The following is a 16,199-nucleotide window of genomic DNA, read 5'->3' on the forward strand; positions in this document are numbered from 1 at the left end:
CTCTTACTCGTGTTCTTAATCGTGATCTTCATTGCGCCTGTTCTCGTGAAATGACCGGTTTTTGAGAACGAGCACGATGATGATTCACCCGGATATTTCACGAGTTGATTTGGCCGCAGATGCAAGGCGCGGGACAATGTCGAAAAATTTCATGAAATATTCGGGTTACCAGACTTCCGGAAAACCGATATCGGTAAAGGCCTTTTCCATTTTCAGCTTGTGGCTTCTTTCCATGGCGGCCAGGTCAAGAAAAAGCCTTTTCTGCTTTTCATCCCTGCACGCATCGCCCAGGGCCGTGTACTCCTTCATGGCGGCTTCTTCCTTTTTCATGGCCAGGGCAAAGGCGTCGGCAGGCTTCATATCCGTGGAAAGGGCCGGCATCTCAACGGTTTCAGCCACCTGAAAATCCCGGTCTTCATGGAAAAAGTCCCCAAACCGGTTGCTGGTGTAAAGGGCCCGGAGCAGGTCCCGGTGGCGTTTTTCTTCTCCGGCCAGTTCGGTAAACATCTGCTTGAGAGCCGGGTTCTCCAGCCGGGCCGAGGCCTCTTCGTAAAAGGTCTGGGCTTCCAGCTCGTTGTCCATGGCAAATCGGATAATATCTGTGAAGTCGTCAAATTCCATCAGGTGCTCCTTTGCGTTGAAATGAAAAATCAAATAAAGACGCGGGATGCCTCACCGAACACCATCAGCCGGCCGCTTTGCACGCAAACCAGGGTGATGCCCACCGACCGTGCCAGGTCCACGGCCAGGGCCGTGGGCCGGGAAAGCCCCACCAGCACCTGAAGGCCGGCCCGTGCCGCCTTCTGCACCATCTCGTAGCTGAGGCGGGAAGAGACAATGCCCAGCGCCGCGTCAGAGAGGCGGCCTTCCATCATCACCCGGCCGATGGCCTTGTCCAGGGCGTTGTGGCGGCCCACGTCCTCTGCCAGGGAAAGCAGGGCCTCCCGAGCGTCAAGGATCATGGCCGCGTGAGCCCCCCGGGTTTCACGGTTGAGGGACTGTCTTCGGGGAAGGTCATCCACCAGGGCCATCAGGCGGGCCGCGGGAAACCGGGCGGTGACGGCAATCGGCACCACCACCTGACGAATGTCATCCACCACCGCCTTGCCGCAGATACCGCAACTGGTCTGGCTGACAAACCCTTTTCGTTCCAGCAGTTCGGCCACCTGTTGCCGGCGGGTATCGGTAAGGGTGACCGTGGCCACGTTGGTGCCGGCTTCGGTGCAGAAACCGATGGTGACAATATCACCGGGCCCCTCCACCAGCCCTTCGGCCAGGCAGAAACCGGCCACGTGTTCCTTTTCTTCTCCCGGAGTCCGCATCACCACAGCGTAAGAAGCCCCTTCGATCCTTATGGAAAGGGGCTCTTCAACAATCAGGCCCACCTGCTCCCGGATCAGCGTGCCATCCCTGACTTCCACCATCGACTGTAAGATATGTCTATCCAACCGTCAGCACCCCTTGCATACATAAGTGGCGCACTCCCGTTCGGTGAGCACTTCCATGCAGAAAAGAATTCGCTGCTCCCCCTCCCGCTTTTTCTCCGGCAGGGACAGGAGGGGCAGGACTTTTATTTTTTCTTTCAGGGTGTCGCGAGAAAAAATCGCGTCCAGCCCCTCGCCGATCACCCTGCCTGTTGCCACGTCCATGACATGGGTATCCTCGCCGTTGGAGATCACCGCAAAAGGAATCACGTGGGGCGCCAGCAGCCGTGCCGCCGCAAGAAGGGGCCGCTGGCGGGACACGATATCACCCGGCCCGAACTGAACGATCATAACGGCCTTGTCCTTCAGAACAATGACAAAATCAAGGGTCACCACGCCGGTGTCGTTGTCCACGGTCACGGACAGGGGCACCCGGGTGGTGATGTCGGTTTTTGCATACCCCTTTTTCCCCACCAGCAGTTTTGCGATTTTTTGTCGAACCTGTTCGTCATGGGTATCCGCAACCGTCTGCCCGGTAATAAAATCGGTGGCTGTTCCCAGGATGAGGTGGCTTTTGCCCATGGACAGGTTCCCTTATTCCGTATCCCCGATCAGGGGAAGTACCTTGTCCAGTGTAAAAATGGCCAGGTACTTGGGCCCCTTTTCCGCCTCGCTTTCCGGCGATGTCTTCCTGCGTTTCAACTGATAAAGCCGCTCGGTCTCTTTTTCTTCAGCCACCTTGGTCAGGTAGAGCCGCCGGCCGGCACTCTTTGAGCCCGACTCGGCAAAAAGGTAGCAGGCATGGGGGTTTTCCTGAAGGTTGGCGTGGGTGAGGCGCTGAAGCATGATAAAGCCGATGGTGCCGTCTTCAAAAAAATGGGGCCGGGAATAGATCGCCGCGTTGGCGCGGCCCGCCTTGTCCGCCGTGGCCAGCACGCCGGTTCCCTTTGTGCTTTCAAAATAGTCTTTAAGATCCATTGCGTCTTCCTGTTATTAATTGGTTGATTATTTTTTATATCCCCACACGGCGTACACCGGGTCGGACTCCGGAAAGTCCGGATAATACTTGTCATCCGCCGGACGTGCCAGCCCCCGCATGGAGAAAGTGCTGATGTTATCATATGTTTCGGGAACAAGAAAGTATTCCGAAACCAGGCCCATGCGTTCAAACTCATGAATCTCTTCCCATATCCGTGTGACCTTGGGGGGAAACCAGCGGTTGGAAAAGGTCACCGCAAACACGCCGCCTTGGGTCAGCACCCGGGCCACCTCGTCAAACACGGCAAACGGGTTGGTGAGATACTCAATGGATGCGGTGCATACCACCGCGTCAAAGCTTTTGTCATCAAACGGCAATACCGGTGTTGTGTTGAGGTCATGGACCACGGAACCGGTGAGTCGCTGGTTGGCGGCCAGCTCTTCGGCGTTCATGCCCAGCCCCGTGACTTTCGCAAAAGACCGGTCCTCTGGAAGATGGGAGTTCATGCTGCTCATCAGATCCAGAACCCGCGTGTTTTCCGGCACCAGGCGGCGATACAGGTCGGTGATCCCGGCCCGTGCCCGGCTGTCGATGTGGTTGACCATGCGGGACTTTTCATAGAAAACAGAATCCGGCCGGGCGTCGCTCCGCGCAAACGGATGGGCGGCAAAAAAGTCAGTGGCCCGGCCATTGGCCCTTGCCTGAATGCCGGGACCGTCGGTGACCGTCTCAAGCCATGCCACGGAAGATCCGCCCCGTTCGGCGATTTTATCAAACACTTTTGCCACCCGGGCTTTCATTTGTACGGGCTTTCCCGCCAGGGGGTGGTTGAGGTCGGCATAAAAGCGGGTGCCCTCTGTTTCCAGGAAGCGAAAGGGCGCCACATTGTCTTTGAATATGCCCGGCATGCCGGTAAGCCGTCCCTTGGGATAGAAACGGCCGTAAGCCGGCACAATATCATGGCCGTTGTCGCGGTTCCCGTTAAATTGATTCAGGACGACGGTCTTCACCAGGCCGGGATCATGACGTGGCACCAAAAGGTCGGACGATATCTCAAGATCGACGATATCACCCGGTTGCCTGCCGGTCATGGCCTCGCAAAACCCGTTGGGGAAAAAGTCGCGCCAGAAGTTTACCTTTCTGGCCAGGTAGGTGTCTGTGTGGGAAACATTCCCGTGATTCCACGCCATTTCAAATTCGATGGATGCCAGGGCATCAGGCGTAATCGACTTCATTGTGTCTCTCCTTATCGTTTTCTGTCGGTATCGCTATGAGAATAAGCATGAAACATGCCATGTAAATGGCAAAACCACCCAATACCGTTATGTTTTGAAAATAGAAGAAAAATAGTTGCATCTGGCGAATGCCGTCTTATTTTATTTTCAACACGAGACAGAGAAACCGTAACATTTTTGATACGAAAGTGAATCAATGAAAAAGACAGGAATTATAATCATGGCAATAATGATGAGCATGGCAGGCGCTTTTTCTCAGGCTGACGGCGGTCCGGCGGACGGGAGTGAAAAGGTGAAAACCGCCACCTTTGCCGGCGGCTGTTTCTGGTGCATGGAACCCCCTTTTGAAAAACTGGAAGGCGTAAAGAATGTGGTGTCGGGTTACACCGGCGGACAGACGGCCAACCCCACGTATAAAGAGGTGACCTCTGGAAAGACCGGGCATCTGGAGGCGATCCAGGTGATCTACGATCCGGAAAAAATATCCTACCAGGAACTGCTGGATGTGTTCTGGCGTCAGATTGATCCCACCGACACCGGCGGATCGTTTGTGGACAGGGGTTCCCAGTACCGGTCGGCCATTTTTTATCATGACGAGGCCCAGCAGGCCGTGGCCCTGGCATCAAAGGAGGCGCTGGCCGCCTCGGGCCGTTTTGCCGCCCCCATTGCCACCGGGGTTCTGCCGTTTACCGCTTTTTATCCGGCGGAAGAGTATCACCAGGATTTTTATCGCACCAACCCGTCCCACTACAAACGGTATCGCGCCGGTTCCGGCCGGGACCGTTATATTCAGACCATCTGGGAAATACCCCCCCTGGAAGCGTCCCGGCAGTGGAGTCCGGGCACCTATACACGGCCTTCTGATGCCGAACTGAAACAACGGCTAACCGGGCTTCAATACGATGTGACCCGGAAAGACAGGACCGAACCCCCTTTCAAAAATGAATACTGGGACAACAAACGGGCCGGTCTTTACGTGGATGTGGTGTCCGGTGAACCTCTGTTCCTGTCTGCGGACAAGTTTGACTCCGGCACCGGGTGGCCCAGCTTTACCCGGCCCGTGGCTGAAGATGCCGTGGTCTACAAGAGGGATCGCAGCCTGCTGATGACACGTACCGAGGTGAGAAGCCGTCATGCCGACTCTCACCTGGGCCATGTGTTTGACGACGGCCCGCCGCCTTCAGGAAAGCGCTACTGCATCAACTCCGCGGCCCTGCGGTTTATACCGGTTGATGAGCTGGCGGCCCAGGGGTATGGTGAATATGTAAAGCGATTGGAGTAAACGCCGGGTCGTGTCATTCCGGCTCACCGGTCCGGCTGAGCCGTTCGATCAGTTCCGGCCTGACCCGTGTTCCCAGGTCCAGGGCCTTCCGGCAGTGGGTTTGGGCACAGTCAAGCAGCCCCAGGTTGAAACAGGCAATGGCGGCCAGGTGATGGGCCTCGCCATTGTCCGGCGCCAGGGCCACGGCCTGTTGCAGAACGGGAAGGGCCCGGCCTGAGTTCCCCACATTCAGAAGGGCATTGCCCAGGTTGACGGCGTGTCTCGCCAGGTCCGGCCGAAGTGCCATGGCCTTTTCAAAGCACGGCAGGGCGGCATGATGCCGCCCGATTTTACCATAGGCGCTGCCCAGGTTGTTCCATGCGGCATAGGAGGCGGGGTTTTGGGCTGTCACGCTTTTCCACAAGGCCACTTCGTTTTTGTAGTTTTCCACCAGCCCCAGGCTTTTGAGACTCAGCAGCACGATGACGGCAACGGCCGCCGCCCGGCCCACCCGGCGGAAAACGGCTGCTGACCCCGTTTCGGTAAAAAAGCGGACCTTGATGGACCTCCCTGTAAGACAAACCGCGGCAACAACAGTGGCAAAGATCACCGGCGTGGCCAGGTAGGCAAAGTGGTCGGCCACAAAGGAAAAGCGCATGGGATAGACATTAAAGAATCCCAGCACCGGAAAAAGAGCGGTCCCGTAGAGGATCATCAGGGCCGGTCCGTCTCGGCGGGTCTGTTTCCGGAAGGCAATCACACCGAACACCGCGCCTGCCACCAGTACCGGAAAAAGCCACTGCCACCAGGCAGTGGCATCTATGGTCCATCTTGGGTAGAAGAAGATAAATTCAAAAGGCGCCAGGATTTTGTACAGGTAAAAAATAAGAATGCGCGCGGCCAGCAGCCCGTGTTCCACGGAATTCAGGTGCCAGAGCTCTCCCGTGGCCCCCACCCGGTTTGCCTCAAGCCAGGCCGTGTGCAGCCCGGCGCCCGCGCCCATGACCAGCAGGGGGGCAGCCGCTAACAGATCCCGCCGGGTGACGCCGCCGGTTTTCCACCATGCAAAAACCAGGGGCACCACGGCAAACCAGGCGGCTGCCGATTTGCTCAGCAGGGCGCACAGGTAAAACAGGAGCGTCCCAATGTAGTGGCTGGTGCTGCCGGTCCGGTAGTGCCGGAGATACCAGAGCGTCGCCATCAGCAGAAAAAAAAGGGCCAGCAGGTTTTTGCGCTCCGTTATCCAGGCCACGGTCTCCACCTGAATGGGATGCACGGCAAACAACAGGGCCGTGGCAAAGGCGATGCCCGGCGCCAGGGCGGAGAATACCGCCAGCACCAGAAGGGCGTTTACCGTGTGCAGGGCCAGGTTGACCGCGTGGTATCCGGCCGGGTCGGTGCCCCATATCATGTGCTCCAGCCGGAAGCTGGTAAACACCATGGGATAGTACTGGGGCATGTTGTGGGTCAGCCAGATATCCTTCAGCCCGCCGGGCCGGGTCACGGCCGGGTTGTTGTACACATACTGATCATCATCCCAGATATAACCGTTTTTCAGCGACGGCCAGTAGACCATCAGACAGAGCACCGCCACCACCAGGCCCTGCATGACTTTTTTTCTGCTTATGCCCTCCACCATGCGGTGTTTCTCCTGGTTTCCGTACGACAACCCCTCTACATCGTATACAGATCATTGGACATGAACACCGGGTCGGTGGTCAGGTTCACGCCCAGCCGCCGGATGCCCTCCTCGTCGCCGGGGGAGGGCAGGTGGGTCATGTGCATCTCGCACCCCCGGAACTCCTTTAGCCCTTCCATGGCCAACTCCACGGTATGGTTGCTGATGGCGCTGATGGCCAGGGCGATCAGGGTTTCCTGAAGGTCCAGGCTCATGCTTTTCCCGCCCAGGATGTTGGTTTTCAGGTCGGTCACGGTGTCGCAGATGTTCTGGGGCAGCAGGTGGATCTTGGCCGGAATGCCGGCCAGGTGCTTCAATGCCCGGGTGATCACGCTGGATGCGCCGTGCATGCGGGGAGAGTTACTGCCCGCGATAATGGTGCCGTCTTTCAGTTGAATGGCGGCGCCGAAACATGCCCCATTGCTGCCCAGCCTGGGGTCCTGTTCCGCGGCTTCAGCCGCTTCCCGGGCCGGGCCCACCACCGGCCGGTCCTCCACGGTAAGGTTGTACTCCTTCATCAGCAGTTCGGCCCGCTGAAGGGTCTTTTTGTCGCTCAGTCCCAGGACATATTCGCACTGGTACCGCAGGTACCGGCGGATCAACTCCTGTTTGGCGGCGGTCTTTGCCCCTTCATCATCGGTGATGGCAAACCCCACCCGGTTGACCCCCATCTCCGTGGGAGACCTGTAACAGCAGGTGTCGCCGGAAATCTTTTCAAGAATCCGCCGCAGCACCGGAAAGATATCCACATCCCGGTTGTAGTTCACCGCCTGGGTGCCATAGGCCTCCAGGTGGAAAGGGTCGATCATGTTGATATCGGCCAGGTCCGCCGTGGCCGCCTCGTAGGCGGCGTTCACCGGGTGTTTGAGGGGCAGGTTCCACACAGGGAAGGTTTCGAATTTGGCATACCCCGCCTTGATGCCACGCCGGTTGTCGTGGTACATCTGGGAGAGGCAGGTGGCCATCTTGCCGCTGCCCGGCCCCGGCCCGGTCACGATCACCAGAGGCGCGTCCGTGGGAATGTAGTCGTTGACGCCGTAGCCCTCTTCACTGACAATCAGGTCCACGTCCGTGGGGTATCCTTTTGTAAAATAGTGGATGAAAACATCGACCCCCCGACGTTCCAGCTTGTTTTTGAAGATCACGGCGGCCGGCTGCTTTTCAAATCGGGTGATGATCACCCCCCGGACCCGCACTTCCCACTTTTTCAGGTCATCGATGATTTTCAGAATGTCGGTTTCATAGGTGATGCCGAAATCGGCCCTCAGTTTTTTCCGCTCAATATCACCGGCGTGAATGCAGATCAGCACTTCGGCCTGATCTTTGAGCTCCTGGAGCAGGCGGATCTTGATGTTGGGGTCATATCCGGGCAGGACCCGGGCCGCGTGATAGTCAAACATCAGCTTGCCGCCGAACTCCAGGTAGAGTTTGTCGCCGAACTGCCGAATCCGCTGCCGGATTTCTTCCGCCTGCTCCCGCAGGTACCGGTCATTATCGAAAATCGCTTTTTGTGTCATTCAGGCTCCTGTCTTCCTTTATATATTGTCAAAAACGGTCCGTTCCCATGTTCAACAGCGGTGCCATGGCCGGGAAAGGAAGTGGGCTTCAGTTCTCAGCCCAGCCATTCTCTTTGTTCTTACGGCTGTGCTTTCGGGCCTTTTTCCATTCAATATCTTTTTTTCTGCCTTTGGGGCGTCCCGGTTTTGCGGTGCCGTAGTTTTCATCCGGCGCCGGGAAAAAAGTGCCGGCCCGGGTCTGCGTGCCGGGCAGCGGCGCTTCGGCCGGTTCAGGTCTGGGTTTGGAGGGGCGGGGTGGGGCCACCGGCGGACCGGTAAAGCAGCCGACGGGAATAAAGTCAGCCAGAAACAGGTCGCCCTCGGTCTGCCGGAACGCCACGCCGTTTTCCAGGGCGGCCCGGGTCTCCACCACCAGCACCACCGGGTCCGGGTCCCGGCGCTTGCCGATGCGCTGGGCCATTTCCCGGTCCGGCGACAGCACTACTGCCTCGGCAAAGGAGGGGGTGATGCCGGCCTGGGCCACCCGGCCATGGGCCCGCTGTCGAACGCAGGTGTAAAGAAGTTTGGGAAGGCCTGAAACCGGTTCTGCCGGTGCGCCCGGCGTCTGATCCTTCGTGCGAATTTTGTCGTCCTGTATTTCAAAGGGCACGTCGTCAAGGGTCAGCACAAGCGTATTGAGCATGGACGCCCGCACATGGCGCCACCCCTCCTCCTCGTGCAGGGCCTTGATCAGCTCCTTGATCTTGACGTATCCCGACGCGTCCGGCACCAGGCCGAACTCGGCCGGGGCCTGGCCCAGCATGTAGGCGATGACCCTTGCCAGTTTTTTGTTTTCCTTCTGGTTTGCCATTTATTTTCCCCGGCCCTCCTTGACCGGCCTTCCGGTTTTCTGGTATTTGTAGGCCTTATGTCCAACCCATGTCAAGAAGGAAGAGAGCCATGAACCAGACCCGGTCAAAAGCCCTTTTTAAAGAGGCGGCAGTCCTTATTCCCGGCGGCGTGAACAGCCCGGTGCGGGCGGGAAAGGCCGTCGGCACCACGCCTCTTTTTATCGACCGCGCCCAGGGCGCGGAAATTGTGGACGCGGACGGCAACGTCTATATCGACTATATCGGATCATGGGGCCCCATGATTCTGGGTCACCGTCATTCAGCGGTAATGGCGGCTATTGAGACGGTTTTAAAAAGAGGTTTGAGCTTCGGGGCCTCCACCGACCTGGAGGCCCGGCTGGCCCGGATGGTGGCGGACGCCGTGCCCTCCATCGAAATGGTGCGCATGGTCAACTCCGGCACCGAGGCCACCATGAGCGCCATTCGCCTGGCCCGCGGCATCACCGGCCGGGACGGGCTGGTCAAGTTTGACGGCTGCTACCACGGCCATGCCGACATGCTGCTGGTGGATGCCGGTTCCGGCGTGGCCACCCAGGCCATTCCCGGCAGCCCGGGCGTACCGGCTGACGTGGTGCGCCATACCATCTCCCTGCCGTACAACAATACGGCGGCCCTGAAGGATTGCCTGGACCGGAAGGGTGAGCAGATCGCCTGCGTGATCGTTGAGCCGGTGGCCGGCAACATGGGCATGGTGGAACCCGATCCCGGGTTCTTGTCCGCCCTCCGAAAGGAGACGGAAAAACACGGCTGCCTGCTGATCTTTGACGAGGTGATGAGCGGTTTCCGGGTGGCCTATGGCGGGGCCCAGGCCCGGTACAGGATCACGCCGGACATCACCTGCCTGGGCAAGGTCATCGGCGGCGGCATGCCGGTGGGGGCCTACGGCGGCAGCCGGCAGATCATGAAACACATCGCGCCCGAAGGCAACATCTACCAGGCCGGCACCCTGTCCGGCAATCCCGTGGCCATGGCCGCGGGCATTGCCACGCTGTCGGAACTGAAGAAGCCCGGCGTTTATGAAGCGCTGGAAGCCAGGACCCGGCGCCTGGCCGACGGCCTGGCCCGAGCCGCGGCTGATGCCGGTGTACCGGTACAGGCCCATGCCGTGGGCGCCATGCTGGGGCTTTTTTTCGCCGACCGGCCGGTTACCGATTTTGCATCGGCAAAGACCAGTGACCTTTCCCGGTTTGCCGCCTATTACCGGGCCATGCTGGAAAAGGGAATTTTTCTTGCCCCGTCACAGTTCGAGGCGATTTTTGTTTCCACGGCCCACACCGACGATCATATCGACAGGACAGTGAATGCGGCAAAGGCGGTGTTCGCGGATTTGTGATCGGTGCGGAGACTGATTTCTGAGCGCCTCTGCGAAAAAGACCTATTTGCTTTCCTTGAGGTACCGGTCCGTCATATCCAGCAGATCCTGCATCTTGAAGGGCTTGGTGATGTAATCGTTCATGCCGGCCGCAAGGCAGCGGTCCCGGGTCTCCGGCACCACGTCGGCGGTGATGGCGATAATGGGAAGGGCCTTGCGGGCTTCCCGTATTTTTTTCGTTGCCTCATAGCCGTCCATCACCGGCATCAGGCAGTCCATGAAAACCAGGTCATAGTGTTTCCGCGCGCACGCGGCCACGGCCTGTTTCCCGTTTTCCACCACATCACAACTGATTTTATGCCGGGTCAGCATGGCCACCAGCACCTTCCGGTTGACCGGGTTGTCGTCCACCACCAGGGCGTGGCCCTTATATGCCGGCGTTTCCTCCGGTGATGGAGCGGAAAGCCGGGTGTCGCCCGGCACTCCGGGGTTGTTCTCAACGGTCCTGTTTCGAATGCTGGTCAACGCGTTATAAAGATGAACCTGCCGGACCGGCTTGGTCAGGTAGGCATGATAGCCGTAGTGTCGCAGAAAGGAGGCGTCTCCGGTCCTTTCTCTGGGGATCAGGCAGAGCAGGGGTACGGTGGCGGCGCAGGCCTCCTGCCGAATGGCCGCGGCAATGGTTTTGTACTTATGCGGGTTGCCGTGCAAAAAATCGGTGATTACCGCGTCAAAGGGCAGGGCGCGGGCCGATGTCTCCAGCCACTGCACCGCGTCCTTCCGGCTGTCGCAGTGTTTGCAGACCCCTCCCCACCGGTGAATATACCAGTCCAGGACCTTGTGGCCGGTGGGATCATCGCCCACCACCAGGCACCGCATGCCCTGAATGCTGTCTGTGGCGGAAAAGGATGAGCCGGAAAGGGATGCGGGGGTGTCGAACCGGCAGGTGAATCGAAAGGTGTTGCCCCTGTCCCGGCCGCTTGCCACCGTAATATCACCGCCCATCAGGCCTGCCAGATGCCGGGAGATGGCCAGGCCCAGGTTGCCGGTGGCCCGGGTCACAGCGCCATCGGCCCGGTCCGGAGCAGGGGAAGGGGTGCCCGGTTTTGTTTTTGCCGGCTCCGTGCCGGTGTAAGAGATTTCAAATTCGATCACCGTACTGTCGTTTGTTGTGGGGCGTTTTTTTACGACAAAAACAATCTCGCCGGATTCGGTAAGCTTGAGGGCGGTGGTGCCCAGATTGACCAGCACCTGGCGCAGCCGGGCCGGATCCCCCACCACCTGTTTTGGTACGGGGGTATCGATCAGTACCGCCACTTCCAGTGGTTTTTGCTGTACCCCGGCGGCCACCAGGTCGGCGGTTCCTTCCACTGTGTCGTGCAGGTCAAAGGGAACGGCCGCCAGCTTAACGGCGCCGGACGCGATATCCGAAAAATCCAGAATATCGTTGATCAGGGCCAGGACGGCGTCCGTGGAAAATCGGATGGACCGGATGTGATCTTTCTGCTGTTCATCCAGACGGGTTGCCTCCAGCAGCGCGGTAATTTTCAGAATACCGGTGAGAGCGGTCCGAATCTCGTGGCCGATATCGGCCGGGAACACCAGACCCTGAGCCGTTGGCCCTTTGTCGCAAAGGTCAACCAAAGTATTCTCAAGAGCCTGGAGAGCCTGGGCGCTGGATGTTGAGCCGTTTTCTTTCATTCCGGGTTATCCTTCTTCCCGGCCACCAGTACCTCCACCGGCAGAAAAGGCGAGGTACCGGGATAAATACGGACCTGCACCATACCAGCGGGCCGAAGAAATTCCATCCACTCCTCTGCCGCCACATTGGCCCAGAACCCCAGGTTGTTCATTCGGCTGGCGATCCTTGCAAACCGGGCCTGCCAGGGCCAGAAGTCCGACAGCACGGGAACGGCCAGGGGCGTGTCGAAAAGGACGCGGATTTTTCCCATCAGGGTTCCGGCCCGGTGAAAGTCCAGCCTGTCGCTGATGGTGGATGCGATCAAATAGCCGCCGGGTTTTATGGTCCGCGCGATTTCCCGGAGAATAAAGGGCTGTTCGGTCCGGGCGCAGTAGTTGCCGGTCAGGGCAAAGATCACCATCTCCTGGCTGGCTGTGGCAAGTGGGGTCCGCTTGCGAAAATCCCAGCGCCGCACCGCCAGCATCTCTTCTGTTGCCAGTCCTCGCGCGATCATCTGTTCTACGGTGTCACGCAGCAGGGCCAGGTTGTGATCGGCAAACTCGGTGACCAGAATGCGTGCCTCCGGTTTTTTTAAGCGGAAGTACTTCATATCCACTTCCCGGTAGGTGCCTTGAATTTTGGGCGGCGCCGTGGATTCCCAGATGCCGGCGGCCAGTCCCACCTTGAGCAGGTCCCGGCCGCAGCCCGCGGAAAGAATGGTTATTTTCGGATCAGGAGCGCAAACAAGATCCCGAACGGTTTTTTCAATATAGCCCCAGAAGCCCCCCCGCCTTCTGCCTTCGTACCACTCGTAGCGGAACAGGTCCAGGTACATGGGGCTTTTTTTGAACCGGCGGGTCCTGGACAGGTAGGCATGCCAGAAGGCGGTCTCAATTTCCGCGGCCACCGGGTCCTGGGGCGGGCACACGGGAAACAGGTGGCACTGTTGTGAATAGATTTTTTCAGGAATAAAGCCGTGTTCGTCGGCATGGGCTTCCACCTGGTCCCAAGTCGTGGTCATGATGTTTTCCCCTGTGATGCCTGCTTTTTGGGCCTGTCTCCGTCGATGAGTGTCGCCTGCTGCCACGAACACACGACACAAAATGGTTTTTCGCGGTTATTGGCTATTTTTTTAGTGTGATAACAGAATATTGGAACCGTGTCAAAATTTTTTGGTAAAAAAAGAAAAATCGCTTGACAGGGACCGGCTCACAGGTTTATCGTTTTCTCCATCAATTGATGGAAGCGATAGCTTGAATTTTTCATTCAAAATTTACACTGACTCCATGGCCTGCGAAACTCATACCGCGGAGCCGGTATTGTAAGGAACCCCATGCCCACCCCTCTTGAGAAAGCCCGGTCCAATCCAGACTCCATGAAGGCCAGAATATTTGCGTCGGCCCAGAAGCTGTTTGCCGAATACGGATACGACGGTACCACCACCCGCATGATCGCCAAAGACGTGGGCATCGATATCTCAACGCTTTATTACCACTGGGGGGAGAAAAAAGAGCTCTACATGGCGGTGCTGGAGCATTTCAAAAGAGAGATCGGTTCCAAGCTCAAGGAGATTGAGGCCATGGTGCGGGGCAAGTCTCTTGAAACCCGTCTGGACGTGGCCATTGATGAGATGTGCGACTACCTCTTTGATCGCATTGAGGTGACCCGGCTGATCCTGTTCAGTTCCTTTATTAAGTCCAGGGACACCGACGACCTGGGTGTGGCCATCTCCGATCACATTTCCAACATCGCCGTTGCCATGGGCCTGGCTATGGACAAGAGCAGCATCACACCCGAGGCCAAGGCCCGGGTCATGGCCATGGTGCTTTCCCTGTTCAGTTTTATTTCCGGCGAAATCTTTCTGCGCCCGATTTTAAACATCGACGCACCGGAATATGTCAGGACCGTCAAGGAGACGTTAAAATTTACGCTGATCCCCGCGTTCACGCGGTAGGAGAAGGGGCATGGACTGGTCCGCGGGTACGGACCGGATTCAATAAAAAGCAATGACGGACGTTCACTCAAAACACTAAAGGAGGTCGATCATGGCGTTAAATCCAAAGGCCGTCGGAATGGATCTGGATCCGGTGGTCAGGGAGTACACGTGGAAGGACGTGGTTTTGTACGCCCTGGGCGTGGGGGCCGGGTTTTCGGACCTGGACTACTGTTATGAAAAAAACCTGAAGGTCATTCCCAGCTTTTCCATTGCCGCGATTTTCGATTTTCTCATTCAGCTGGGCATCAAGTCGGAGTTGAACCTTGCCGGCCTGCTGCATGCCGAGCAGGAGCTGATTTTTCACAATCCCATTCCCGTCAACGGTAAGCTGACCACAAAGGGCCGCATCACCAACATGTATGACAAGGGGCCCAAGGGCGCCATCATTGTGGGCGAAACCGACACCTTTGCCGAGGATGGAACCAAACTCTTTACCAGCATCGTCACCCTGTTTGCCCGGTTTGACGGGGGCTTTGGCGGGCCGGACGCACCCAAGAACCCGATTGTTATGCCCGATCGCGCCCCTGACCTGGAGGTGGAGGATTGCCCGTCGCCCAACCAGCCACTTCTGTACCGGCTCTCCGGCGATGTGAATCCACTGCATGTGGACACCGATTTTGCCAAGATGGCCGGTTTTCAGCAGCCCATCATGCATGGCCTGTGTACCCACGGTTATGCCTGCCGGCTGCTCATCGGCAGCCTGATTCCGGGCCAGCCGGAAAAGGCCCGCCGCATGGCATGCCGGTTCACCCGCACCCTGATCCCCGGTGATCCCATCAAGCTCCAGGTGTGGAAAGAGGGCGACGGCAAGGCCTTCTGGCGGGTGGTCAATCCCAGGACCGGCGATATTGTCATCGACCTGGGCGTGTTCGAGTACGGCGATATTCCGAAAGATGAAATCCGGTTTGACGACCGGGTGGCCATTATCACCGGCGCCGGCGGCGGCCTGGGGCGGACATATGCCCTGGAACTGGCCAAACGCGGCGCCAAAGTGGTTGTTAACGATCTGGGCGGTGCCCGCGACGGCTCAGGCAAAGGATCCTCCTCCGCAGCCGACAAGGTAGTTGAAGAGATCAAGAAAGCCGGTGGCGAGGCGGTGGCCAATTATGACAACGTGGCCACGGCCAAAGGCGGCGAAAACATCGTTAAATCGGCCGTAAAAGCGTTCGGCAAGGTCGATATTCTCATCAATAACGCCGGTATTCTGCGGGACAAGAGCTTCCTTAAAATGGAACCGGAAAACTGGGACGCCGTCATGGCCGTGCATCTTCAGGGCGCTTACAATGTGACCCGCCCGGCTTTCAAGGTTATGAAGGAAAACGGTTACGGCCGTATTATCATGACCACCTCGGCAGCCGGTCTGTACGGCAATTTCGGCCAGACCAATTACTCTTCCGCCAAAATGGCCCTGGTCGGGTTTATGAATACCCTCAAACTGGAAGGGGGAAAGTACGATATCAAGGTCAATACCATTGCGCCCATCGCGGCTTCCCGGCTGACCGAAGATATCATGCCCCCCGATATTTTCGCCAAAATGGCTCCCGAATATGTCAGCGCCATGACGCTTTACCTGTGCAGCGACCGCTGCCCGGTAAACGGTAACATTTACAATGCCGGCATGGGCTTTTTCAACCGGGCCGCTGTTATAACCGGCCCCGGCGTTGTGCTGGCCGGTGGTGAGGATGGATTCCCAACAGCGGAAGCTATTCGCGACAATCTGCCGCGGGTTTCTGCTTTAAAGAACGGCAAACCCTATTACCAGCTGAATGATCAGGTCGGCGATGCCATGACCGCCCTGATGAACCCGCCATCCGCCGACACCGGCGACACCGCGGCCCCCCAGGCGGAGGCCCCGGCAGCAGCCGGATCGGTTAAGGACTATTTCGCTTCCATGACCGACCATTTTGTCAAAGAGGCGGCCGCGGGTGTTGATGTTGTTTTTAACTTCCTGATTTCCGGTGGCGGCGGCGGTGACTGGCACTGCATCATTAAAGACCAGACCTGCACGGTGAAAACCGGCGCAGCCGGTAAGGCCACCTGCACCATTAAAATGGCGGACGGCGATTTTCTTGACATGATGTCCGGCAGGCTGGCGCCCATGGCGGCCTATTCATCGGGCAAGCTGGTTATTGAAGGCGATGTCATGAAATCCCAGCTGATTGAAAAAGTGTTTAAACAATAACATCTGTCGCTGAAGAGAAATAAAATAATTACGACAACCGGAAA

At 57.9% G+C, this 16,199-nt stretch carries 14 protein-coding genes; 4 read left to right on the forward strand and 10 right to left on the reverse strand.

Annotated elements, in window-relative coordinates:
* Positions 1–165 precede the first annotated feature (165 nt).
* The 5 genes from DOLE_RS07900 to DOLE_RS07920 are packed head-to-tail and all read right to left on the reverse strand — an operon-like array spanning position 166 to position 3,638.
* The gene (locus tag DOLE_RS07900; protein WP_012174956.1) at positions 166–621 is read right to left on the reverse strand and encodes a ferritin-like domain-containing protein; all 456 of its coding nucleotides are present in this window, start codon (positions 619–621) and stop codon (positions 166–168) included.
* Positions 622–650: 29 nt separating this feature from the next.
* Positions 651–1,448 (reverse strand): formate dehydrogenase accessory sulfurtransferase FdhD, encoded by a 798-nt coding sequence (gene fdhD / locus DOLE_RS07905; protein ID WP_153304393.1) that lies wholly within the window; start codon positions 1,446–1,448, stop codon positions 651–653.
* A 3-nt stretch (positions 1,449–1,451) separates the two neighbouring features.
* Positions 1,452–2,006 (reverse strand): type I restriction enzyme HsdR N-terminal domain-containing protein, encoded by a 555-nt coding sequence (locus tag DOLE_RS07910; protein WP_012174958.1) that lies wholly within the window; start codon positions 2,004–2,006, stop codon positions 1,452–1,454.
* Positions 2,007–2,018: 12 nt separating this feature from the next.
* Positions 2,019–2,402 (reverse strand): pyridoxamine 5'-phosphate oxidase family protein, encoded by a 384-nt coding sequence (locus DOLE_RS07915; protein WP_012174959.1) that lies wholly within the window; start codon positions 2,400–2,402, stop codon positions 2,019–2,021.
* 27 nt (positions 2,403–2,429) lie between these two features.
* On the reverse strand, positions 2,430–3,638 hold the full coding sequence (locus DOLE_RS07920) for a methyltransferase domain-containing protein (RefSeq protein WP_012174960.1): 1,209 nt from the start codon (positions 3,636–3,638) through the stop codon (positions 2,430–2,432).
* A 220-nt stretch (positions 3,639–3,858) separates the two neighbouring features.
* On the opposite strand from DOLE_RS07920, the gene msrB reads away from it, so the two are divergent.
* Positions 3,859–4,920 (forward strand): peptide-methionine (R)-S-oxide reductase MsrB, encoded by a 1,062-nt coding sequence (msrB, locus tag DOLE_RS07925; RefSeq protein WP_012174961.1) that lies wholly within the window; start codon positions 3,859–3,861, stop codon positions 4,918–4,920.
* Between the two features lie 13 nt (positions 4,921–4,933).
* Here the strand turns inward: msrB and DOLE_RS17285 are convergent, their stop codons facing one another.
* The 3 genes from DOLE_RS17285 to DOLE_RS07940 all read right to left on the reverse strand — a co-directional run bounded on the left by DOLE_RS17285 (position 4,934) and on the right by DOLE_RS07940 (position 8,944).
* Positions 4,934–6,538 carry a tetratricopeptide repeat protein gene (locus DOLE_RS17285; RefSeq protein ID WP_012174962.1) on the reverse strand — a complete coding sequence of 535 codons (1,605 nt, stop codon included), beginning with the start codon at positions 6,536–6,538 and terminating at the stop codon, positions 4,934–4,936.
* 35 nt (positions 6,539–6,573) lie between these two features.
* Positions 6,574–8,094 carry a DUF1846 domain-containing protein gene (locus DOLE_RS07935; protein ID WP_012174963.1) on the reverse strand — a complete coding sequence of 507 codons (1,521 nt, stop codon included), beginning with the start codon at positions 8,092–8,094 and terminating at the stop codon, positions 6,574–6,576.
* Positions 8,095–8,182: 88 nt separating this feature from the next.
* Positions 8,183–8,944, reverse strand: coding sequence for an RNA 2'-phosphotransferase (locus tag DOLE_RS07940; protein WP_012174964.1), 762 nt, complete (start codon positions 8,942–8,944; stop codon positions 8,183–8,185).
* 89 nt (positions 8,945–9,033) lie between these two features.
* Between DOLE_RS07940 and hemL the strand changes: the two genes are divergently transcribed.
* On the forward strand, positions 9,034–10,317 hold the full coding sequence (gene hemL, locus DOLE_RS07945) for a glutamate-1-semialdehyde 2,1-aminomutase (protein ID WP_012174965.1): 1,284 nt from the start codon (positions 9,034–9,036) through the stop codon (positions 10,315–10,317).
* Between the two features lie 42 nt (positions 10,318–10,359).
* Here the strand turns inward: hemL and DOLE_RS07950 are convergent, their stop codons facing one another.
* Positions 10,360–11,997: a response regulator gene (locus DOLE_RS07950; RefSeq protein ID WP_012174966.1), complete on the reverse strand. Its 1,638-nt coding sequence runs from the start codon at positions 11,995–11,997 to the stop codon at positions 10,360–10,362.
* Positions 11,994–12,998, reverse strand: a complete 1,005-nt coding sequence (locus DOLE_RS07955) for a class I SAM-dependent methyltransferase (protein ID WP_012174967.1) — start codon at positions 12,996–12,998, stop codon at positions 11,994–11,996. The genes DOLE_RS07950 and DOLE_RS07955 overlap by 4 nt, the downstream gene beginning before the upstream one ends.
* Before the next feature lie 312 nt (positions 12,999–13,310).
* Between DOLE_RS07955 and DOLE_RS07960 the strand changes: the two genes are divergently transcribed.
* Positions 13,311–13,931, forward strand: a complete 621-nt coding sequence (locus tag DOLE_RS07960) for a TetR/AcrR family transcriptional regulator (RefSeq protein ID WP_012174968.1) — start codon at positions 13,311–13,313, stop codon at positions 13,929–13,931.
* Positions 13,932–14,022: 91 nt separating this feature from the next.
* Entirely contained in the window at positions 14,023–16,155 is a 2,133-nt protein-coding gene (locus DOLE_RS07965; RefSeq protein WP_012174969.1) for an SDR family oxidoreductase, read from the forward strand.
* Positions 16,156–16,199: the final 44 nt, after the last annotated feature.

The sequence above is a fragment of the Desulfosudis oleivorans Hxd3 genome (assembly GCF_000018405.1).
GTDB classification, from domain to species: domain Bacteria; phylum Desulfobacterota; class Desulfobacteria; order Desulfobacterales; family Desulfosudaceae; genus Desulfosudis; species Desulfosudis oleivorans.